20 protein-coding genes are annotated in these 20,250 nt (G+C 69.8%); 6 read left to right on the forward strand and 14 right to left on the reverse strand.

Annotation, left to right across the window (positions count from 1 at the left end; genetic code table 11):
* Nucleotides 1-315 precede the first annotated feature (315 nt).
* The 8 genes from ACFWBW_RS19435 to ACFWBW_RS19470 form a co-directional block, all read right to left on the reverse strand.
* A complete protein-coding gene (locus tag ACFWBW_RS19435; protein ID WP_385374011.1) occupies nt 316-510 on the reverse strand; it encodes a serine protease inhibitor in 195 nt (64 codons plus the stop codon).
* Nucleotides 511-531: 21 nt separating this feature from the next.
* On the reverse strand, nt 532-840 hold the full coding sequence (locus tag ACFWBW_RS19440; RefSeq protein WP_385374013.1) for a hypothetical protein: 309 nt from the start codon (nt 838-840) through the stop codon (nt 532-534).
* 313 nt (nt 841-1,153) lie between these two features.
* Nucleotides 1,154-1,741: a TIGR04222 domain-containing membrane protein gene (locus ACFWBW_RS19445; protein WP_385374015.1), complete on the reverse strand. Its 588-nt coding sequence runs from the start codon at nt 1,739-1,741 to the stop codon at nt 1,154-1,156.
* Nucleotides 1,742-2,070: 329 nt separating this feature from the next.
* Entirely contained in the window at nt 2,071-3,363 is a 1,293-nt protein-coding gene (locus tag ACFWBW_RS19450) for an IS256 family transposase (RefSeq protein ID WP_385374017.1), read from the reverse strand.
* Between the two features lie 330 nt (nt 3,364-3,693).
* Nucleotides 3,694-4,602, reverse strand: coding sequence for a hypothetical protein (locus ACFWBW_RS19455; RefSeq protein ID WP_385374019.1), 909 nt, complete (start codon nt 4,600-4,602; stop codon nt 3,694-3,696).
* The gene (locus ACFWBW_RS19460; protein WP_385374021.1) at nt 4,599-5,513 is read right to left on the reverse strand and encodes an ABC transporter ATP-binding protein; all 915 of its coding nucleotides are present in this window, start codon (nt 5,511-5,513) and stop codon (nt 4,599-4,601) included. Before ACFWBW_RS19460 ends, ACFWBW_RS19455 begins: the two co-directional genes overlap by 4 nt.
* A gap of 45 nt (nt 5,514-5,558) precedes the next feature.
* Nucleotides 5,559-5,828 (reverse strand): hypothetical protein, encoded by a 270-nt coding sequence (locus ACFWBW_RS19465; RefSeq protein ID WP_385374023.1) that lies wholly within the window; start codon nt 5,826-5,828, stop codon nt 5,559-5,561.
* A 92-nt stretch (nt 5,829-5,920) separates the two neighbouring features.
* A complete protein-coding gene (locus ACFWBW_RS19470; protein WP_385374025.1) occupies nt 5,921-6,391 on the reverse strand; it encodes a hypothetical protein in 471 nt (156 codons plus the stop codon).
* Nucleotides 6,392-7,305: 914 nt separating this feature from the next.
* Between ACFWBW_RS19470 and ACFWBW_RS19475 the strand changes: the two genes are divergently transcribed.
* Both ACFWBW_RS19475 and tpg read left to right on the forward strand, forming a co-directional pair.
* Nucleotides 7,306-8,418: a DUF418 domain-containing protein gene (locus ACFWBW_RS19475; protein WP_385374027.1), complete on the forward strand. Its 1,113-nt coding sequence runs from the start codon at nt 7,306-7,308 to the stop codon at nt 8,416-8,418.
* Nucleotides 8,419-8,870: 452 nt separating this feature from the next.
* Nucleotides 8,871-9,380 carry a telomere-protecting terminal protein Tpg gene (gene tpg / locus ACFWBW_RS19480; RefSeq protein ID WP_385374029.1) on the forward strand — a complete coding sequence of 170 codons (510 nt, stop codon included), beginning with the start codon at nt 8,871-8,873 and terminating at the stop codon, nt 9,378-9,380.
* A gap of 193 nt (nt 9,381-9,573) precedes the next feature.
* Here tpg and ACFWBW_RS19485 read toward each other — a convergent pair whose 3' ends face one another.
* Nucleotides 9,574-10,152, reverse strand: coding sequence for a DUF6000 family protein (locus ACFWBW_RS19485; RefSeq protein ID WP_385374031.1), 579 nt, complete (start codon nt 10,150-10,152; stop codon nt 9,574-9,576).
* 377 nt (nt 10,153-10,529) lie between these two features.
* Here ACFWBW_RS19485 and ACFWBW_RS19490 point away from each other — a divergent pair, with 377 nt between their 5' ends.
* Nucleotides 10,530-10,778 (forward strand): hypothetical protein, encoded by a 249-nt coding sequence (locus ACFWBW_RS19490; RefSeq protein ID WP_385374033.1) that lies wholly within the window; start codon nt 10,530-10,532, stop codon nt 10,776-10,778.
* A 41-nt stretch (nt 10,779-10,819) separates the two neighbouring features.
* Here ACFWBW_RS19490 and ACFWBW_RS19495 read toward each other — a convergent pair whose 3' ends face one another.
* Nucleotides 10,820-11,803, reverse strand: coding sequence for a LuxR C-terminal-related transcriptional regulator (locus ACFWBW_RS19495; protein ID WP_385374035.1), 984 nt, complete (start codon nt 11,801-11,803; stop codon nt 10,820-10,822).
* 128 nt (nt 11,804-11,931) lie between these two features.
* Between ACFWBW_RS19495 and ACFWBW_RS19500 the strand changes: the two genes are divergently transcribed.
* Nucleotides 11,932-12,456, forward strand: a complete 525-nt coding sequence (locus tag ACFWBW_RS19500) for a hypothetical protein (protein WP_385374037.1) — start codon at nt 11,932-11,934, stop codon at nt 12,454-12,456.
* 81 nt (nt 12,457-12,537) lie between these two features.
* Nucleotides 12,538-13,143 (forward strand): LuxR C-terminal-related transcriptional regulator, encoded by a 606-nt coding sequence (locus ACFWBW_RS19505; RefSeq protein ID WP_385374039.1) that lies wholly within the window; start codon nt 12,538-12,540, stop codon nt 13,141-13,143.
* A gap of 95 nt (nt 13,144-13,238) precedes the next feature.
* Here the strand turns inward: ACFWBW_RS19505 and ACFWBW_RS19510 are convergent, their stop codons facing one another.
* The 4 genes from ACFWBW_RS19510 to ACFWBW_RS19525 form a co-directional block, all read right to left on the reverse strand.
* Nucleotides 13,239-14,348 carry a 3-dehydroquinate synthase II family protein gene (locus tag ACFWBW_RS19510; protein WP_385374041.1) on the reverse strand — a complete coding sequence of 370 codons (1,110 nt, stop codon included), beginning with the start codon at nt 14,346-14,348 and terminating at the stop codon, nt 13,239-13,241.
* 15 nt (nt 14,349-14,363) lie between these two features.
* Nucleotides 14,364-15,203 carry a 2-amino-3,7-dideoxy-D-threo-hept-6-ulosonate synthase gene (locus ACFWBW_RS19515; RefSeq protein WP_385374043.1) on the reverse strand — a complete coding sequence of 280 codons (840 nt, stop codon included), beginning with the start codon at nt 15,201-15,203 and terminating at the stop codon, nt 14,364-14,366.
* Between the two features lie 121 nt (nt 15,204-15,324).
* A complete protein-coding gene (locus ACFWBW_RS19520) occupies nt 15,325-16,905 on the reverse strand; it encodes a class I adenylate-forming enzyme family protein (protein WP_385374045.1) in 1,581 nt (526 codons plus the stop codon).
* A 58-nt stretch (nt 16,906-16,963) separates the two neighbouring features.
* Nucleotides 16,964-18,430, reverse strand: coding sequence for a multicopper oxidase family protein (locus ACFWBW_RS19525; protein WP_385374047.1), 1,467 nt, complete (start codon nt 18,428-18,430; stop codon nt 16,964-16,966).
* A 252-nt stretch (nt 18,431-18,682) separates the two neighbouring features.
* On the opposite strand from ACFWBW_RS19525, the gene ACFWBW_RS19530 reads away from it, so the two are divergent.
* Nucleotides 18,683-20,194, forward strand: coding sequence for a SagB family peptide dehydrogenase (locus tag ACFWBW_RS19530; RefSeq protein ID WP_385374048.1), 1,512 nt, complete (start codon nt 18,683-18,685; stop codon nt 20,192-20,194).
* The last annotated feature ends 56 nt before the right edge of the window (nt 20,195-20,250 follow it).

Consider the following 20,250-nt stretch of genomic DNA (forward strand, 5'->3'; position numbering starts at 1 on the left):
GGACTGAACGGCCTCGCTACGCTCGGCCGGGGCGCCTTCGGCGCCTGGCTCTCCGCTTCGCTCCGAGCCATGGCCGGCCTTCGGCCGGGAGTCCTTCGCTTCGCTCCGGACTGGTTCTGGTTCCGCTGCGCTCCACCAGAGCGGGGCCTGCTCCGCAGGCCCCGGGGCTCCCGTGCTGCGCGCGGGAGGTGACCCCGTTTCACGGGGTCCGGGCCTGCGGCCCGTTGGGTGGGTCCGCTCCGCTCCCCACCCCTGGTCCTTCCGGCTCCGCCTCCAGGACCAGGCCTGCTTCGCAGTCCTGGCAAGCAGCAGCCGCTACCCCCGCCTGGGGTCCCGGACCACCTTGCCGTTCTTCACGAAGAGCCTCACGCGTTGCTCGTTGAAGTCCATCGTGACCATGCTGCCGTCGGGCACCACATGGACCGTGATCTCCGGGAACTCCGCCCGGATCTGCTCGCGGGCCTCCTCCGCCGACTTCCCCGTCAGCTCCGGCCACTCACTTTTCGCCACCACAAGCTCCTCCACGAGGGATCACAGGCCGCTGTCGATACCGGTCACGGCCGGCGGGCCGAGTGGGCAATCGGACTCTGAGAGGCCTGCCTCCTTCAGCGCTGCCGTGACGATCCGCATGGCATCGAGCTCCGCCTCGTACTTGTCCGGGGCCTCCACCTCAAGCCGAATGGAGAAGGTGCCGTCCTCGTTCAGCGTGAGGAGGCGCAGTCCCTCGTTCTCACTGACCTCCGTGTGTCGCGGGGCCAACTTCCGCTCGACGGCAAGAGGCACGGAAGCGGCAACATCCGACACGAACGTACCCGGGACCGTGATGACAAAGCTGGTCACGGCAACTCCTCACATAGAACAAAACTCCACTGCCACCCGGCTGCCCCCGATTCTTCCCAGTGAACTCGTCACATGCCATCTCGGACGCGAGGGCCAGCCCGCCCCACATCGCCGACACCAAAACGACCAACCAAGAGCCGCATAATCTGACTCAAAATGACAGTCGGATACAGACTTGAACTAACGGTTCATAGCGAGGAAACCTCGCCACACAGCTGTCCTTTGTCAGCGAAGACAGCCGACTGCGATCCGCTGACCAGGGCGGACTATCTTCGTTGGCAACAGCTTTGAAGCCCCGCCGTGCCTACTGCTGTCAGTCGCCACCACCACCGCCTCCGCCGAGACCGCCTCCATCCGCGCCGTTGTCCGTTCCGTGACCGCGGTCGTCGTCGAGGGCTTTGCCCATGCGGATCAGGGTGCGCCCGAGGGTGCCGGGGACGGGGCGGGCGCCGGCAGTCCCGCGTCGGGCGGATCCAGGGACGAGTGCGGCGGGACCGTGGAGCGCGTACCCGGGCACATGTCCCGCCGAGGCAGCGTCCGCGAGGCGTCGCCGTCCGGCGCGGGTGGGCTTCCGTCGTCTGCGACGCACCAGCCCCAGAGAGACAAGGCGGCGAGCGAGTTCGTCGACCTCGGAGGAATGCCTGACAGCCTCAATGACCTCCCTCACCGGCTTGCTCCGCGGGCAGGCGGCGATGACGGCGAGCTCCACCGGGTGTTCCGGGCGCTCCTCACCGATGACGCGTAGGCGGGCGGCCCCCAAGGACAGCGTCCCGCGCTCGATGAGGGAGACAACCACACTCTCCGCGACCCGCAGGCCCCCGCCGGCAAGGTAGGCGTATTGGTAGACCTCCAGGTCTCCGCCGCCACTGTCCGCTTCTCCGCGCCGGAACATCCGCGTCATCCTGCGTCCCCCTCAAGCCCACATGTCGCTCTCAGACCCGCATGATCTCGCCGACGCTGCCGCTCCGGCGAGCCTTTACCTATGGTCAGAGCTTCTTCTGAGCTTCAAGACGCCAAAGACGGCCGCAACGACTGTGTTCGCTGTCAAAACGCCTCGCTTGGATGACAACGGACAACAGCAGTCGTGTCGCGGATCAGTGAACCTGCTCAGTCCAGCCCCCACCCGCGGTTTGTAGACGGCGGCGCGCGCGTCGTCCCCGACAGGCATACGGCGCCACCTTCGACTTAGCAGGGTCTGTCAAACGAACGGTGTAACTGGGGTTGTTGAGGTTACTGGCGGGCTGCTGAGAGGCGGCCGTCGAAGGTGATGTCGAAGGCGTTCAGGGCGGTCTTCCAGCGCATGGTCCAGCGGGTCTGGCCCTTGCCGGTGGGGTCCAGGGACATGATCGCCATGTAGACGCACTTGAGTGCGGCCTGCTCGTTGGGGAAGTGGCCGCGGGCCTTGACCGCCCGGCGGATCCGCGCGTTCACGGACTCGATCGCGTTCGTGGTGCAGACGATCCGGCGGATCTCGGTGTCGAACCGGAGGAACGGAGCGAACTCCTCCCAGGCGTTCTCCCACAGCCGGACGATCGCCGGATACTTCTTGCCCCACGCGTCGGCGAACTCCGCGAACCGTTCCAGTGCGGCCTCCTCGGTCGCCGCCGTGTAGACGGGCTTGAGGACTTTAGCGATCTTGTCCCAGTCCTGGCGGGCCGCATAGCGGAAGGAGTTCCGCAGCAGGTGGACCACGCAAGTCTGGACGGTGGTGCGGGGCCAGACGGTCTCGACCGCGTCGGGCAGCCCCTTGAGTCCGTCGCAGACCAGCATGAGGACATCGCTGACGCCGCGGTTCTTGATCTCGGTGAGGATGTGCATCCAGTGCTTGGCGCCCTCGCCGCCGTCGCCGGCCCACAGCCCCAGGATGTCCCGCCGGCCTTCGGTGGTGACAGCGAGTGCAACGTAGATGGGCCGGTTCGCGACCGCGCCATCACGTATTTTCACGTGGATGGCGTCGATGAAGATCACGGGATAGACCGGGTCGAGAGGCCGGTTCTGCCACTCGGCCATGCCCTCCAGGACCTTGTCGGTGATCGTGGAGATCGTCTGCCGGGAGACGTCGGCGCCATAGATCTCGGCCAGGTGGGTCTGGACCTCGCCGGTCGTCAGCCCCTTCGCGGCGAGCGAGATGACCATCTCGTCCACCCCGGACAGGCGCCTCTGCCGCTTCCGCACGATCTTCGGCTCGAACGGCCCCTCACGGTCGCGGGGAACCGTTATCTCCACTGGGCCGACATCAGTCAGGACCGTCTTGGAGCGGGTGCCGTTGCGGCTGTTGCCGCCGTTCTTCCCGGCCGGATCGTGCCGGTCATAGCCGAGTTGATCGGTGATCTCGCCCTCCAGAGCGGACTCCAGCAGCCGCTTGGTCAGCTGCTGCAACAGCCCGCCCTCGCCGGTCAGCTGCAGCCTCTCGGCCTGGGCCCGGCCCACCAACTCCTCGATCAACTGCTGGTCCACGGACGCGGACTGCTGCGGCTCGGCCGCCTCGACGGCCTCGGGCTCACTCACGTTGTTGCTGGTCATCGGTGCATCTTCCTTGATCAGGAGTTACACCGTTCCTTTTACAGACCCCCTCGGGGGCTGGATCCAGCAGCAGAAGCAGTCGGCCACCTGGGCGCGGTTGCTGCCCGAGCAGCAGGAGCGGCTGACCACGCTCGGCGGCGTCTGGATCGCCAACCAGGAAAAGAGCCCGCCGCGACCAAATCCACACCGGCCAGCTACGCGCGCTCGCCGACCTCGACATCGACCGGGCGTAGTTCAGGTCTCTCGCCCTGGCTGGGACGGTTCGGCCGTCGAGGCCCGCGTCGGCGCCATCTCCTTCACCGCCGGTCGGGCGTGAGACGGCATGGGGCGTCAGCCTGTCGGAGCCTCTCTGCGGCTGTATGCCCAGTAGCCCGCCGCGGTCAGAGCCGCCGTGTAGAGCAGGAAGACCGCCAGGGCAACGGGGGTCGCGAGGTCCGAGCCCACCATGGTCGCCGCGAACGATCGGTCCTCTCCCGTGAACGCCGAGACGTCGGTGAGCATCGCTCTGCCGGCCGCGAAGGGCAGCCAGTTGTCCACGCCGTCCAGTCCGGGGATGTAGCCGAGCAGCAGACCTGCCAGTCGCTCGCCCAGCAACGGCCACAGGCAGAGGAGTACTACCGGCACGATCCTGTTCCGCATGAGCGCCACCAGCGTCATGGACAGCAGCGCCCAGCAGCCCATCCACAGTACGAACCGCAGCACGGGCACCAGCACCGCGCCCCATGCCGGCTGCGGCGCTCCGGATACGGCCAGGACGACGGCCGAGGAGATCGCGCCCACCAGTGCGCTGGTGGCTGCTACGCCGGCGCCCACCAGGAATCCGACGGTGGCCTTCGCCGTGTACGCCGTGCGGCGTCCGTTGGCCGCCAGCCAGGTCGTGCGCGCCGCGCCTCGCACCAGGTCGGTCGAGACCGGGCCCGTGCCGAGGACCAGCACGATGAAGCACAGCATGGGGATCTGGGTTGTCATCGGCGCCCATGCCAGCAGGTCGCCCATCTCCGCGGCGCTGATCCTCGTCGTCTTGTCCAGGTCGATGAGGAGGCCCGGTCCGGTCAGCAGGCTCATTGCGGCTACCACGCCGAGGAGTACCCATGTGGAGCGCAGGCCCGCGAGGTGTCGCCACTCGTAGCGGCACGCGTTGCGGAACGCCTCGGCGGCCGGGGTCACCTGCACGGTGCCACGAGAGGGGGACATGGGGACGCCGGTGGCCGGCGGGGTGTGTGTCGGGGGCGCGGTCATGAGATCTTGAACTCCTCTTCCGCGATGGACAGGTAGAAGTCCTCCAGTGAGGGCATCTGATCGGACAGCCAGTGCAGGGGCACGCCGCCCTCCGCGGCCAGGGCGGCGACCCTGATCCGGTCCAGGCCCGTAATGTGCGCGCTCGGCCCGCCGGCCGGCTCCAGTCGGCCGCCCTTCTCCTTCACCAGGCGCGCGAGCTGCGGCAGGTCCGGTGTCTGTACCGTCACCACGGCCTGGCCGCCCGCCCGGGACAGCAGGTCCGCGATCGGTGAGGCGGCCACAACGCGGCCACGGGACAGCACCACCACACGGTCCGCGAGCTGCTCCATCTCACCCAGCAGATGACTGGACACCATGACGGCCCTGCCTTCCCCGGCCTGGGCCCGCAGGAAGTCGCGCAGCCAGCGGATCGCGTGAGGGTCAAGGCCGTTCGCGGGCTCGTCGAGGATAAGCACCGGCGGATCGCCGAGCAGCGCCTGCGCGATTCCCACCCGCTGCGCCATCCCCAGAGAGAGCTGGGAGAGTTTCAGCCGGGCAGCCTGGGTGAGCCCCACCCGTTCCAGCACGTCATCCACCCGCCGGTCGGATGCGCCGCACCCGGCGGCCACCATCCGCACGTGCGACCGAACCCGGTGGTTCGGATGACCCGCGACCCCGCCGAGAACCGCGCCCACGACCCTTCCCGGGGATCCCCAGGCGTGCAGCGGCCGGCCGAGGAAAAGTGTCTGGCCCTCGCCCCTGGCGAGGTCCAGCATCAGACGGATGGCGGTGGTCTTCCCTGCACCGTTGGCGCCGACGAAGCCGGTTACCTCGCCCGCGTGCAACGTCAGGGACACACCGTCGAGGACCGTTCTGCTGCCGAACGAGCGCCGCAGGCCCCGCGCTTCGGCCAGTACATCGCCTTGCAGCACAGCATGTTCCTTACATTCCGCACGGAGGATGGTTCTGACCGCTGGTCAGGACCAGGGAAAGCCCTTGGTGATGCCGAAGAGCACGGTGAACAGCACCACTGCCCCGACCGGGACGATCGCGAACGTGTCGGGCCTGTCGCGCCGGACCGCACCCCAGACCAGGGCGGCGAGCGGTCCAAGGAGACTGGCGGCCATCAGACCCCAGCCCCAGCCTCGGTTGTCGAACACATTGAATGCGACGAAGGCCGGAGTGATGAAGTAGGCGGGCGAGGCCCACAGGTGCCTCAGATCACGGCGGGCTTCAGTGCTGGCCATCGGCTTCTTCCTTACGAACTGGGCTGGACGATGCGCCGCCTGGAAATCGCGGGAGCGGGGGTGCCCCGGTACCGGGGCACCCCCCTTTTCCCCTACACGACCAGGTTGCGGAGGTAGACGTACAGCTGGTACTGGATCTCGCCACTGGCCACGAACCAGGCGGCGCGCGCCGGGTGGTACCAGGGCAGTCCCTTCATGTAGGCCCGGAACTGGAGCCACCCGGCCTTGGCCGCCTTGGCGGCACCCTTCAGGGTCTTCCCGCTCTTCTTCAGCAGGTTGAAGATGGCCTTGGCGGCTGCGCTAAGGCCGCGGCGGGTCTCGGCCTCGGTGGCGGTGCCGTTGGCGACGGCGCGCAACGCCTGTGCTTCCGCGGTGTTCAACTCGGCCGAGATGGCCGGGTTGGCGAGGAGGGCCCGGGCGTCGGCCGCTGACAGGGTCGTCTGGGCGGCGGCCGCCGGACGTGCCTGGGTGGCCTCCGACGCCTGTGCCAGGCCGGCACCAGCGCCGAGGGCGAGGGCGGCCATGGCCGAGACCGCCGCCATACGGACTGTGTTGCGGTTCATGTAAAATCTCCTTGCGTTCAATCGCAAGGGGAGGAAGCCCGTCCGGGCGGCCTGAGCTGGCGTGGAAACCGAAAGGTCCCCCGCGGTCTTCTTCCCCCAAAATTCTCCCCGTGTGCCGACCTGATTGGTCTGGCCGGGGTGTGCTCAGGGAACGTACCCGCAGCTCTGGGCTTGATCAATCGACGGGTGCAGCAAACAAGCCATGGGCGACACGCCACGGAACCCTTTGCTTCACACAAGCTGACAGCCACTCAAGCACGGTCCTGCCGAGCCCAATCACTCCAGTCGTCCCGTGCTGCCGACATCCGGCCCGTCTGTCGCGAAACAGTCCGTCAACTCCTCCAGCGCCGATAGCCCGCGTCCGGTAGTTCGACCCACTCCGGTTGAACCAGAAAATGCTTTCTATGGACCCGGCGGTCGATACTCATGCCGGGATACGGAATGGAATGGCAAAAAACCTGCAGCTCGGGTGACGCGCTCCCTCTCCTTACGCAATCGGAATGGTCAGGATCTCGCGATCCAGGCGGTCTTGACCAATGTTCAATAACAGCCTGCCGAACCCTCCCGGACCTGCAGGGCCCCTCAGCACGTCGGCATAGCAACGCACCGCCAGACCCGAACCGCTGACCCAGCGCGCAGCCCGCCCCGCGGTACCCGCCGGACGACCGAGGCCGCCCCGAAAAGGCCACTCCTCCCCCTTCTCGGCTCCGACCCATCCGGCCGAGTTCGTTCAACTACGCTGGCTAGCGCTGTACGGCAACCCGGGGTAGAAGCCCCCACACACCCACGACACCCTGGGGGAAGCAGTGCCCTTAACGGCTGCTCACACACGGCCAGAGCGGCCTGCGCGAATACCAGAAGTCGACGCCCTGCGCGGCTTTGCCCTCGCGGGCATCCTGTTGGTCAACGCGACGATGATGGCAGGGCCGTACGGCCTCGGATCTGTCGAAGACCCGCGCGCCTCCACACTCGACCGGACCGTCGAGGGAATCGTCCTGACATTCGCGGCCGGCAAGTTCTACCTGATGTTCTCGTTCCTCTTCGGATACAGCTTCACCCTCCAGCAGGACTCCGCCGCACGCGACGGCGCGAGCCCCGTCCCCCGGATGCTGCGCCGCTCGCTCGGCCTGCTCGTCCTGGGCCTCCTGCACGCCGTACTGCTCTACACCGGCGACATCCTCATGACCTACGCGCTGCTCGGCCTGATCCTGATCGCCGCACGGAACTGCACGCCCGGGGCGGCCCTGCGCGCGACCAAGGTCGTGTACGGCTGCGCGGCCGGCCTCCTGCTCCTCGTGGGCCTGACCTCCCTGCTCATGTCGGACGCCGAGGCGGCCGCACTGGACGCCGAACTCACGGCAGGCTTCGCCGCACTGGTCGCCGACTACCGCGGCGACCCCATGTCCGTCGTACAGGCCAACATCAGCCAGCTGCCCGAGGCGCTCCTCGCCGTGTCGTTGATGGGCGGCTTCGTCCTGGCCGCCTTCCTGACCGGCATGCACTGCGGCAAGCGCCGCCTCCTCACCGACACCGGGCAGTACGCGGCCCGGATGCGCCGCATCTGCGTGCTCGGCACCGCCGTGGGCCTGCCCGGCAGCATCTTCATGGCCCTGGCCGTCAGCGGCCCGCTCGGCCCCCGCTGGACAATCCTCGGCGAGGCGGTGGGAACGGTCACAGCCCCCGCACTCACCGCCGCGTACATCTGCGGCATGCTCCTCCTCATGAAAACGGCCGGAGGCGAGCGCATCGCGGTACTCCTCGCCTCCGCCGGCCGGATGGCCCTGACGAACTACCTGAGCCAGTCCCTCGTCATGGCCCTCGTCTTCACCGCCTACGGCCTCGCCCTGTACGACCGCCTCAGCCCGGCCGCCGTCGTAGCCGGCGCGCTCGCCCTGTACGGAGCCCAACTCGCCCTCAGCACATGGCTCATGGCCCGATACCGATACGGCCCGGTGGAATGGCTGCTCCGCGCGGTCACCCTCGCCCGGCTCCCGCACGACCGTGACCAGTCGGCGGCCACACACTGACACCGAACGCCAGAACTGCCAGCGCGGCTACGACGCCGCCCAGCACTACCACGCACACCGAACACCTCCCCGACGGCACCCAGCACCGCACCGGCGTCTGGATCGCCAACCAGAAACAACGCCGCGACCAGCTCGACCAGACCCAGCTCGCGGCGCTCGCCGAGCTCGGTGTCGACTGGGTGCCAGCCGCCCCCTGAGCGCCTCTCGCCCCATGGCGTGCGCACCCTTCTGGGTGGACACCAGTTGATGCGAGGAGCGACTTCGGGACGGGACCGGACAAGCTCTCTACCGCACGATGGATCCTGACGTCCGCGGTATGCCGGATACAGCCCCCGCCGCTACGCGATGGTGGGAATCGTGGACCTGCTGGGACTCGGGTGCTGTGTCGAGGGGGCTGGTGGGATCGTGAGGGCTATAGGTGAGGGGCTGGAGCGGCTCCTGTCCACGCGGCGGTGCCCTCGACGACGACGGATCAGCTGAAGGCCCTGCCGCGGTGGGAGCGCGGTTCCACCCGGCAGGTCGCCGTCGTCCTGGGCGTGTCCCAGCGGACCGTCCAACGCTGGGTAACCCGCAAACCGGGAAGCCAAGGACGCCCGCACCCCCGTCACGAGCAGAAGATCGCGGAACTCGTGCGGGCCCGCTGGCAGCCGCTGATCCGTGCACGCCGGCGGGCGGCGGCCGAGGAAGGCGGCGTGGTCGTCCATACCCACGCCCGATTCGGATTCAAAGCCGGGCCTGCCAGCTCCGACGACCCGCGCCTGCGGCGCATCACGGGGCGCCTGACTGGGACGGTGACACAGCAGATCTTCGCCGCCCTGGACGCCGGCGCCAGCGAGGAGCAGCACGAGCTGATCCTCGGTCGCGCGCTGGGGCACGTCTACTTCCGGGACGCCGGCCACCGCGCCCACGGCCTCCACGTCACCCTCGAAGACATCGACTTCATCGAGTTCGCCCTCCAGTGACCAAGACGCCGCCCACCGTGGTCAGCGGGCCGTGCGGCGAGGCCCGGCGGCTTGCGCGAGAGCAGGCCTGGCGTCACCGAGGGATGGTGTCCGCTGCGGCCAGACCAGCGCGTTCCCGGTCTGGTCCGGGTCGTCCCAGTGGTGGGCGCTGCTACCCGCGGCCCTCGTCACACTGGACAGGCAGACGCTGTGGTCATCGTGTTTCCGCGCAGTCGTCGACAAAGGCGCAGAGCCGGCGGATCAGGCTCAGGTAGGTGGCGGGGTCCGCAGTGCGTTGCATGTGGGGTGCGTCGTGGAGCCACTGTTCCCACAAGCCGTCTGGGCCCAGGAAGCGAGCGGTTTGGCCGCCCCCGAGATTCAGGTCGAGGAACACGAGCGCGCCCATGGCTACGGTCTGGTCGTAGGCGAGGTCCGGGCGGCGCAGGTAGCGATCGAGATAGGCGGACAGCAGATCGCCGTCGCGCGGCGCGCCGAACCCGGCCAGGGCCACGCAGTACGCCAACCCCGCACAACACCACGGCGCCATTCCCGCTCGTGCGTACCGCCCCGGGCGGCTGGGGCGGACGGACCCTGGCCGTCTCGGCGAGGCGCAGCACGGCCGGGCGCTTTCCCGGATCGGCCAGCAGATGCCCTGTGCCGGTGAGGTCGGCGTAGCGGGTGGCCGCGTGAAGGAAGACGGCGGCCCAGAGCGGGACGCCGTAGGTGGCGCAGCCGTCGGTGAAGCGGGTTCGGTCGTGGAGGGCGAGGAGAGCGGGGGTCCTGTGGAAGTCATCGCGTCGGGCGGTGGCCAGTTGCTGGAAGGAGGCGCCGGTGAACAACGTGGCGGCCAGGGCCGCGGCCAGTTGTGGGTGGGCGGTCGCGGTGTGGATCCGACGGGCGGCCTCCACTGCCTGTGCAGGCGTGCAGGCGTGTGGTCCTCAGCCCTCCTGGCCGCCGGGACCCCGGGCGGGCAGCCTCCTGCCAGGCAGCTTCCTGGCCCGCCAAACCGGGGCCTGAGGGCTCCGATGGTGATTTCCTTTGGTCATGCAGTCGAGGGCCTCAGGAACCCGCCGACAGCATGGACACCACTGGCGTCCGGCGCCGCAGCACCTCCCGCACGAAACAGGAACGCCGCACCGCACCAGTTTTGCCTACAGGGGGACAAACACCATGATTTCCATCGCCCGTTGTACCGCCGTTGCCACCACCGTCGCCGCCACCGCGCTCAGCGCCCTGCTCTGGGCTGCCCCGGCCGAGGCCGCCGGCCCGTCGGTCACCCCCGTCGTCACCACCGACGACTTCGTCTGGGCCCCGCCGATGCCCGGCATCCCTCACATCCCCTGCGCCGACCTGAACATCCCGCAGTGCCTCACGGACAACCCGGACGACTTCGTCTGGGGCGCCCCGAAGAAGCCGTGACCACCGGCCCGGCCCGGCCAATGCCCGCTTCGGCCCCCGCGTCAGATCCACTCACGGCGGACCGCCAGCACCCCCGCTTCGAAGCGGCTCGACGCACCGAGGCGGTCCATCAGGTCCGCCACGACGCGCCGTTCGGTGCGGACGCCGATGCCCAGGGCGCGCGCCACGGCATCGTCGGTGAGGCCCGTGGCGAGCAGCCTGAGCAGGCTTCTCTCCTGGGGGGTCAGCCCTACGGTGGTGGCCTCACCGATGTTTCCGAAGGTGCTGGAGTGCTCCCAGTACGCCTCGAAGAGCGCCCGCATCGCCAGTACGACCGGCTCGCTGTTGAACAGCAGTGCGGACGGCTGGGCCTGGCCAGGCAGACCCGCGACGATCGCCGCCGTGGTGTCCACGACGAGCAGGCGCATCGGCAGGGTCGGCGAGGTACGTACCTCGCAGTTGCGTTCCGCCATCCACTGGGCGTGGCTCTTGGTCACGCGGTCGTTGGCGACACTGTCCAGGTAGATGGTCCGGAACCGCACTCCGCGCGCCATCGCGCGCTCGTTGAGCGGCCGGCCCGCCTCGATGGACTCCTGGGTGACGGTGTTGACCGGGTGGAAGGCGAGCACCTCCCTCGTACAGGACTCCGACAGCGCTTCGAGGCGGATGCGGATCTCGTCGACCGTGTCCAGGTGTTCCGTTCCGTCGAGGGTGCCCGACCAGCTCGACGCCGTGTACTCGGCCGCGAGGGCGGACAGCGCGGCCCGGCTCTGCTCGATCCGCTGCTGTCGCGAGGCCAGTTCGTGCTCCTCCCGCTGGAGAAGTACTTTCAGGCCGAGCGAGGGGTTGACGGGGCGCAGCCCGCCGGGTGCCTCGCGCGACGTGGCGAGCAGGGAAAGCTGGGCCAGTTTGTCGAGGGCCGCTTGTACGTCCTCGGGCGTGCTGTCCAGAAGTGCGGCCAGCTTCTCCGGGTCGTGCTCCCTGTGGAAAAGGATCGCCCGGTACACGCCCAGCGTCTGCTGATCTAGTTCCAAAACCTCGTCCACGTGGCGTTCTCCCCGTTATTCGAACCACGCCTGAACGGCATCCCGCACGGTACCCCGTTGATCGTGCTCCTCGACAGCCGGATGCGAGTCCCAGCCGACCGTACGACGGCCATCCCAGGAGGTTTCCCATGTTCCACCCAGCGCCTCCGGCAGACTTGCCGCTGGCCCACAGCATCGTCCTGGTAGTCGACGCGACCATCGGAATCGGCCGGGTCCTCACCCGCCGGCTGTGCCTCGCCGGGGCGTCCGTCGCGGTGGTCGGGGCCGGTCACCGCGAGCGCGCCGACGACGCGGCGGCCAACGCGGCCTTCCTCTGCAAGGAGCTCGCCTCGCTCGGGCTGGTGGCGCTGCCGTACCGGGTGGACGTGGACCGGCCGGAGTCGGTACGGGCGCTGCCCGCGCACATCGCCGCGGACATGGGGCCCGTCACTGCGGCCGTCGTGGTGCTGGCCCCGGCCTCGGGCGGGAGCGCCCTGGCCGGGCTGTTCCGGGAGGCGTCGGCGCTGCTGTCGGCGGCGCTGCCGCCGGGGGTGCGGCACATAGAGGTCACGCTCCGCGAGGGCGTGAGCCTGGAGGAGGCCGCCGACTCCGTCGTCGGGCAGCTCCTCGCCGACGGCCCACGTCCGCGCCAGGACGCGGACCACGGGACGTGAGAGCTCGCAGCGTCCCAGCCCAGCCGCTGTCCGGCCGTCACCGGCCGGTCCACCTTCTGTATCGAGTCCGGGGGTCCTTTCATGTCCGTACGAATCGTGGTCGCCGGCGATCACCAGCTGGTCCTGGAGGCATTCGCCGAAACGCTCAACCGGGCGAGCGGTCTGGACGTCGTGGGGCTCGCCACGGCCCCCGAAGCGGTGCTGCCAGCCGTCGAGCGCCACCGTCCGACGGTCCTGCTGCTCAGTGAGAGCACCATGGGCGGCAAGGCCCTGAAGGTGGCCACGGAGGTCCGCTCGCTGTACCAGTGGTGCGGGGTGGCAATCATGGTGGGCGCGGCCACGCCCTCGGTCGTCGAACGGGCCATGGCGGCGGGTGCGCTGGGACTGGTGCCGAAGACTGCGCGGATTCCGCAGCTGATCACCACGCTCATGGGGGTCGCGGGCGGCTGCCTGACCGTGGACCCGGCGCTGATGAGGCCGCCGGCCGACGCCGAGGCGGCGCTCAGCGTGCGGGAGACGGACGTACTACGGCTGACCGCGGGCGGCGCCACGGTGCGGGAGATCGCCGGGGAGCTGTACCTGGCCTCGGGGACCGTACGCAATGTCACCTCGGCGGCGATGAAAAAGCTCGGCGGCCGCAACCGCTTCGACGCGGCGCGCATCGCCGGGGAGCACGGATGGCTGTGAGGCCCGGCGGGCCGGCTCGGTGCGGACGCACGCCGGCCCCGGCACGGAGCGTGCCGGGGCTAGACGGGAGAGCGATCGCGTCGTTCGCTCGGGTACTACTTCTCCAGGCAGAACTCGTTGATCGGGTAGCCGACATGGCGGTCCGCCGTCGGCAGGTGCCCGAGGATCGTGTCGCCCGGCTTCAGCTCCGTGCTGTTGAGGACGGACGCGCCGGGACCGAGGACCCGCACGTGCCAGTCGTCCTGCAGGATCAGGTTGACCGCCTGTCCGTTCGCCGCGACCGCGTCGATGGAGATGAGCGGCCGGGTCTCGATCTTGACCCGGCCGACGCTGACGGGACGGGTGCGCCCGGAGACGTCCACGGCCAGCACGGTGCTGCCCGCGTGCAGTTCGCTGAGGTAGTTCGTCCGGCCGCCCTGCGAGACGGTGTACGAGTGCAGCGCGCCGGCGTTGACCCGGAAGGGGCGCGTCGGCATGTACGGCAGCGGGTGGGTCTCGCTGACGCAGAGCACCATGCCCTTGGAGTGCGAGCCGACCAGGATTCCCTCGTCCTTGCGGAAGTGGGTCGTGGTGTCGACGCAGGCACGGTCGCCCATGCCGATGTGCGTGGCCGCCGTGACGGTCAGCTCCACGAGGTCGATCTCACCGGTGCGGGCGGTGGCCGCCGTACGGAGCGCGGTGGCGTCGCCGACCTCCGAGCCCGCCATGAGGACGCCGTCCGAACCGAGTTCGAGGACGCCGTAGACGATCTCGGCCTCCTCCTGGTCGGCGGCGGTGGTGATGATCGAGCCGGGGGCTCCGGACGCGGCGGCGATGACGATCTCCAGCGGGATCTTCGTGGGGTCGCGGAAGCGCAGCACGCTCCACGCCTCCAGCCGGGCCGCGAGGCAGGCGTCCTCCAGCGTGTCGGCGTCGATGATCTCGACGTACCGGCCGAACTCCACGTCCGGGTGGGCCAGGGCGAGTTCGGCGCGGGCCTCCTTGCCGCCGGGCACGATCACCAGGTCGGCGCCGCCGAGGTCGGCCGGGACCTGGCCGTCCTCGAACAGCAGGACCTTCTTGACGGTCGGGGGCAGACCATCGAAGACGGCCGGGTCGGCGGCGACCACGCCGTCGATCTTCTGGTGTACCGCCTCTTCGAGTACGGCGCCGGTGGCGGGACCGGCGTTACGGATGTCAAGCCAGCAGAGCTTGTTGTCCGACATGATGCGGACCTCCTGTCAGATGGTCGAAAGGGAATCTTCGAGATGGGCGGGGGTGAGCCGTTCGTCGACGAAGCGCCGTACGCCGCCGGGGCCGGGGTCGGGGCCGGCGGGTGCGCCGGGGTTGAACCCGTCCGGCGTGAAGTGCTGTTCCGGGAAGTGGTGCACGATGCGGGCCACCTTGAAGGCGAGCCCTCGGGGGTCCGCGGCCTGGAAGATGTTGCGGCCCATGGCCACGCCGCCCGCACCGCCCGCGATGGCGGCGCGTACGTACTCCAGGACGTCCTCCTCCGCGTCCAGTGCCGGTCCGCCCGCGACGAGCACCGGAACGGGGCAGGCCGCGGTCAGGTCGAGCATTTCGGCCGTGGAGCCGAGGAATACGGTCTTGACCAGGTCGGCCCCGAGGTCCGCGGCGATGGTCACCGCGTGCGCCACGACCTGCGGGTCACGGGAGTCGAGAATGCGGGGCCCGCGCGGGTACACCATGGCAAGCAGCGGCAGGTTCCAGCGGTCGCACGCGTCCGCGATGCGGCCGAGGTCCCCGATCTGCTGCCGTTCGTCGTCGGAGCCGAGGTTGACGTGCACGCTGACCGCGTCGGCCCCGAGCCGCAGGGCCTCCTCGACGTCGGCGACGACGTACTTGGCGTTCGGGTCCAGTGCCTGGCTGGTGCTCGCGTTGAGGTGGATGATCAGCGACATCGCGGCGAACCGCTCCGGGCTGATGTGGCGGACGCTGCCCTTGTGCAGGACGACGGCGTCCGAACCCCCAGCCGCGATCTGGCCCGCCAGGTGGTCGAGCGTGGTGCCCTTGGGTACCACGGGACCGTCATGGATCGAATGGTCGAGCGGGGTGATCATCAACCCTGCGGTGCTGTGGCGATAGAGCCGCCTGAGCCTGAGTGACCGGGCAAAATGCCCGTAATTTGTCATGGAGTGCCCTTTCTCTTTGCGCACCGGGACAGCCGGTGCGCGGGGTCCGTCACGCGACGGCGTGGCGGGGCCCCGGGCGGGCCGGACTGCCCGGGGAGTCTTCGGTCGGGGTGGTCACGGCCCGCAGGTAGGTGCGGTCCGGTTTCCCCGAGGCAGTGAGCGGGATCTGCGGCCAGTACGAGATCCAGGCCGGCACGTGTTCCGGTGTGAGCACGTCGCGGACGAAGCCCTTCAGGTCGCACGAGGTGCGGGTGGCCCCGCCGTTGAGCTCGACCGCCGCGTGCACCTGTTCGACCAGGTCACGGTCGTAGACCCCGTAGACCACGGCCTGGCGCACCTGCGGATGGCGCAGGAGGGCCGCCTCGATGTGGGCCGGGTCGAGCTTGAGGCCGCCGTGTTTGATGACCTGTCCGATCCGCCCGTCGAGCCGCAGGTAGCCGTACGCGTCCCAGTGGCCGAGGTCGCCGGTGCGCAGCCAGCCGTCCCTCAGCACCGTCCCGGTCAGCTCCTCGTCGTCGAGGTAACCGGCCGTGATGGTGGGCGAGGTGACCCAGATCTCTCCGCTCTGGCCGCGTTCCGCGGCCGTGCCCGAGCCGGGGACCCGGATGTCCACGGACACCCAGGGGAACGGCCGGCCCACCGAGCCGAGCAGTTCCGGTTCCCGATGGTCGAGCGGATTGAGGCTGCTGATGCCGCCCGCCTCCGTGGTCCCGTACACCTGGATGAGCACGTCCCCGAAGAGCTCGACGGCCCGGGCCACCCTGGCGGGGGCCGCGGGGGTGCCGCTGTAGGTGATGCGGCGCAGCGAACTCAGGTCGGTGCCGGTGGCGTCCGGATGCTCCATCAGCCGGTAGAGGTGGGGTACGGCGAGGTACACGTCGGTGACCCGGCGTTCGGCGAACGCCCGTAGTACTTCTCCGGCGTCGAAGCCGTCGTGCATGACGACGACCCCTCCGGTGGAGAGCACGGCGTCGGCCATCGGCGCCGTGGTGTGGCTGATGGGGGTGACGGAGAGCAGGGTCGCGGGTCCCCGGGGATCGAGGCCGTCCGCGAGCCGCTGCACCAGTTCCTCCCGGGTGCCGTAGCGCTGCTCCACCATCCTTGGCCGGCCGGTGCTGCCGCTGGTGAAGTCGACGACGCAGAGGTCGTCGGGCCGGACGGGCGGGAAGCGTACGGGCAGCGCGGCCTGGGGCGGCCGCTCCCAGGGGATGGGCAGGACGGTGAGTTCCGGCATCCGGTGCGCGAGCCAGCGCCCGCGTTCGGCGCTCTCCTCGTCCACCAGGAGCAGCAGGGCCCCGGTGTCGCGCAGCAGGCCGGTCTGCGTGGCGAGGGAGAAGGTCTCGGTGTCGGTCCGGGGGTTCATCGAGCGTACGTATACGGAGGTGGCCCCCAGGAGGTGGATCGCGTAGCGGGCGCTGAGCATCAGCGGGTGGTTGGGGCCGGTCAGGACGCCGACGGTGTCCGAGTGACCGACGCCGTGGGCGTGTAGCAGGGCGGTGGTACCGAGGATGGAGTCGGCCAGCTCACCCGCCATGACGCTGTTGTCGCGTCCGTGCAGGACGGCGCGGGCCCGGTCCTGCTCCAGCACGTCGAGGATCCGCCGTACGTACGGGCTGCTTGGGGCGGCCATGTGTTCCCTCCTTTCCGGGAGGCCCGGGGTAGGTGGCGGGGGGGGGAATGACGGTGCGTCAGGCGATCTTCATCTGCGCCATCATTCCCATGGCGGAGTGGTCGATCATGTGACAGTGGTACGGGTAGACCCCGCGGTGGGAGTCGAAGGTGAGCTGGAGCTTCGCGCTCTGGCCCGGCCACAGCAGGACCGTGTCCTTGAGGCCGCCCTCGGTCGGGGCGACCGGCTGGCCGTCGCGTTCGAGGATGCGGAACGGCGCCAGGTGGACGTGGAAGTTGTGCGGGACCTCGGTGCTGGTGTTGCTGACCGTCCAGACCTCGGTGGAGCCCCACGCGATCTCGGTGTCGATCCGGTTCGGGTCGAAGAGCTTGCCGTTGATGGACGCGCCAGAGCCGGTCGCGGCGTCGGCGTCCATCTTCAGCGCGAAGGCCCGTTCGACGGTCGGCACCGGCAGCGGCGCCGAGGGGTTCAGCACGTCCGGGACCCGGCTCTTGTCGGGCACCTTCTCGCCGACGTCGAAGCGCATGACCTTGCCGACGAGCTCGGCCGGGCCGGGGCCTATCAGGTTCTCCAGGACGAGCTGGGTGCCGGGCGCGTACGAGGAGAAGTCCAGGACGATGTCGGCACGCTCGCCCGGGGACAGGACGGCCACGGGCATCTTCGCGGGCGCCGGCAGCAAGCCGCCGTCCCCGCCGATGTGCGTCATGAGGCCGCCGTCGCTCAGCCGCAGCACGAAGATGCGCAGATTGCAGGAGTTGATCAGGCGGAAGCGGTACTTGCGGCCCTCCACCTTCATCACGGGCCACGGCTTGCCGTTGACCAGGATCGTGGTCCGGTTGAAGGCGTCGTCCATCGTGTAGACCAGCGCAGCGTTCTCGTCGAAACGGGCGTCGCGCAGCACGACGGGGACGTCGTACTTGCCGGAGGGCAGTCCCAGGGCGTCCTCCGTGTCGTCGGCGAGCAGGTACGCCGCCGACAGGCCCCGGTAGACGTGTTCGGACTCCATGTGGTGGGCGTGGTCGTGCGTCCACAGGGTCGCCGCGGGCTGGTCGTTGGCGTAGACGTAGGTCCGGCTGCGGCCCGGGCCGATGGTGTCCATCATTCCGCCGTCCATGGCGACGGGGTTGTTGCCGCCGTGCAGGTGCACGGAGGTGGGCATGTCGAGGGCGTTGACCTGGCGGACCACGGTGGTGCGTCCGCGCCGGGTGCGGATGGTCGGCCCCGGGAAGGAGCCGTTATAGGTCATCAGGTCCGTCCGCGTACCGGGGAGGACCTCATGACTCGTACGGGCCATCTTGACCGTGTAGTAGTCGATGGCCCTGGTGCTCAGCTGCGGTGCAAGCACCGGCGGTGTGGCGAAGGGCACCGTGAACGGGGTGACCGGCGCGAGCGCCTCGGCGCCGACCGGGGCCGCCTCGGCCGTGCCGCTCGCGACGAGCGTCTGGAAGAGCCCGCCCGCGGCGCCGACCGCGCCGAAACCGCCCACGGAGAGGCCGAGACTGATTGCATGACGACGAGTGAGCACGGGAACTTCCTTACGTCCTGCGCATGAAGGGTGTGAAGGGTCTTTTCGTTTTCCGAGCATGGGCGCCCCCCTGGGGAGCACCTAGCGTTTGTCCGGTGCACCTTGCATCTGTCACGCCAGTGAATGACCTCGGTCACCGAATTGGGAATTACGTGTCACCGGTTTTCCGCCGCCCCGGGCCGCAGGCCGGCGCGGCCCCCATAGTGGCGTGTCCGAATTTCACCGATGGACCGCCCGACGGGAGACCCCGTAATGCCGACCGATACACCGTCGCCGCTCCGCACCGCCCCGGTGCTCCGGGGGGACGTCCGGCTCGCCTTCGAGGGCGAGACGGCCACCCTGACCGGCCCGGCCACCAGCCTGGTCCTGCGGCCCGTACGCGGCGCCGTGCGGACCGCGCTCACGCGCCTGGCGGCCGGCCCCGAACCGCTCGACGAACTACTGGAGGGACTGAAGCCGGCCGAACGAGCGGGCGTGCGCCACCTCCTGGACCGTACGGGCCACCTCCTGCTGCACACCGTGCTGAGCAGCGGCCCGGCCGCCGGGCGCCGGGAGCTGCTGCGACTGGAGCCGGTGGCCCGGGACGCGCACCTGGAGCCGGCGGCGCCCGCGCCGGGCGCCGTGCTGCGCCTGTCCCGCTTCGCCTTCTGCCGCAGCCGTGCGGGGGTGCTCGTACTGGAGTCGCCGCTGGTGAAGTTCCGGGCCGTGCTCACGGATCCGGGGACGCGAGAGCTGGTGGCGGCGCTCGGCGCGCCCACCTCGGCCGAGGTGCTGGGGGAGGGCTCGGCGCTGGCCGCCGAGGAGGTGCGCGATCTGCTCGCGCACCTGGCGGGGGCGGGCCTGGCGGAGGCCGCAGACGCCTCGGGGGCCTTCCCGTCGGACACCGACCCCACCCTGCGCCAGTGGGACTTCCACGACCTGCTCTTCCACTCCCGCGTCCGCTCGGGGCGCTACGACGACGTCTTCGGCGCGGTCTACCCCTACCGCGGGGAGATCGACCCGCAGCCGGCCGTCAAGCCGGTCCCCGAAGGGCGGGTGACGCCGCTGCACCGGCCCGACCGGGCGGAGATCGCCCGCCGTGACCCGTCGCTGACCGAGGCCATCGAGACGCGCCGCTCGATCCGCGGGTACGGGGACGGGGAGATGACGGCCGAGCAGCTGGGCGAGTTCCTGTACCGGGTCCAGCGGGTGCGCGCGCACTACACCCCCGGGCCGGGCGGCGACCGCGACGAGGTGATCTCGCGCCCCTACCCCAGCGGCGGCCAGGGCTACGAGCTGGAGCTGTACGTCACCGTGCGGCGCTGCGCGGGGCTGGCTCCGGGCAGCTACTACTACGACCCGGTGGCGCACACGCTGGTCCTGGTCAACGCGGCCGAGGCGGACCGGGAATCGCTCTTCCTGGTGGCCTCGCGGGCCACCGGGATGGAGGCCAGACCGGACGTCCTGATCACGATGACGGCCCGCTTCCAGCGGATGTCGTGGAAGTACCGGGGCATCGCCTACGCGACGACGCTGCGGCACACCGGCGTGCTCTACCAGACGATGTACCTGGTCGCGACGGCCATGGGGCTGGCTCCCTGCGGCCTGGGCAACGGGGACGCGGACATGTCGGCGCGGGTGCTGGGTCTGGACTACCTGCGGGAGTCCTCGGTCGGGGACTTCCTGCTGGGCAGCCGCGCCCCGGACGACTCGGTGGCCGGCGAGCCCGGGGAGGGCTGGGAGATGCTCAACAGCCCCGACTGGACCGTTGGCGGCGACCGCTGAGCCGGCCCGCCGCGCCCCCCGCACCGTCCGAAAGCGCCGGTTTCCCCCTGTTCCTC

It is taken from the genome of Streptomyces sp. NPDC059957, assembly GCF_042730015.1.
Lineage (GTDB): Bacteria > Actinomycetota > Actinomycetes > Streptomycetales > Streptomycetaceae > Streptomyces.

What these genes read in the sequence shown, in the direction of transcription:
- ACFWBW_RS19530 (WP_385374048.1), top strand. Translation starts at nt 18,683, where the DNA reads ATGCCGACCGATACACCGTCGCCGCTCCGCACCGCCCCGGTGCTCCGG.
- ACFWBW_RS19505 (WP_385374039.1), top strand. Translation starts at nt 12,538, where the DNA reads ATGTCCGTACGAATCGTGGTCGCCGGCGATCACCAGCTGGTCCTGGAG.
- ACFWBW_RS19475 (WP_385374027.1), top strand. Translation starts at nt 7,306, where the DNA reads ATGATGGCAGGGCCGTACGGCCTCGGATCTGTCGAAGACCCGCGCGCC.
- ACFWBW_RS19510 (WP_385374041.1), bottom strand. Translation starts at nt 14,348, where the DNA reads ATGTCGGACAACAAGCTCTGCTGGCTTGACATCCGTAACGCCGGTCCC.
- ACFWBW_RS19485 (WP_385374031.1), bottom strand. Translation starts at nt 10,152, where the DNA reads ATGACTTCCACAGGACCCCCGCTCTCCTCGCCCTCCACGACCGAACCC.
- ACFWBW_RS19465 (WP_385374023.1), bottom strand. Translation starts at nt 5,828, where the DNA reads ATGGCCAGCACTGAAGCCCGCCGTGATCTGAGGCACCTGTGGGCCTCG.
- ACFWBW_RS19490 (WP_385374033.1), top strand. Translation starts at nt 10,530, where the DNA reads ATGATTTCCATCGCCCGTTGTACCGCCGTTGCCACCACCGTCGCCGCC.
- ACFWBW_RS19470 (WP_385374025.1), bottom strand. Translation starts at nt 6,391, where the DNA reads ATGAACCGCAACACAGTCCGTATGGCGGCGGTCTCGGCCATGGCCGCC.
- ACFWBW_RS19445 (WP_385374015.1), bottom strand. Translation starts at nt 1,741, where the DNA reads ATGACGCGGATGTTCCGGCGCGGAGAAGCGGACAGTGGCGGCGGAGAC.
- ACFWBW_RS19520 (WP_385374045.1), bottom strand. Translation starts at nt 16,905, where the DNA reads ATGGCCGCCCCAAGCAGCCCGTACGTACGGCGGATCCTCGACGTGCTG.
- ACFWBW_RS19515 (WP_385374043.1), bottom strand. Translation starts at nt 15,203, where the DNA reads ATGATCACCCCGCTCGACCATTCGATCCATGACGGTCCCGTGGTACCC.
- ACFWBW_RS19450 (WP_385374017.1), bottom strand. Translation starts at nt 3,363, where the DNA reads ATGACCAGCAACAACGTGAGTGAGCCCGAGGCCGTCGAGGCGGCCGAG.
- ACFWBW_RS19455 (WP_385374019.1), bottom strand. Translation starts at nt 4,602, where the DNA reads ATGACCGCGCCCCCGACACACACCCCGCCGGCCACCGGCGTCCCCATG.
- ACFWBW_RS19500 (WP_385374037.1), top strand. Translation starts at nt 11,932, where the DNA reads ATGTTCCACCCAGCGCCTCCGGCAGACTTGCCGCTGGCCCACAGCATC.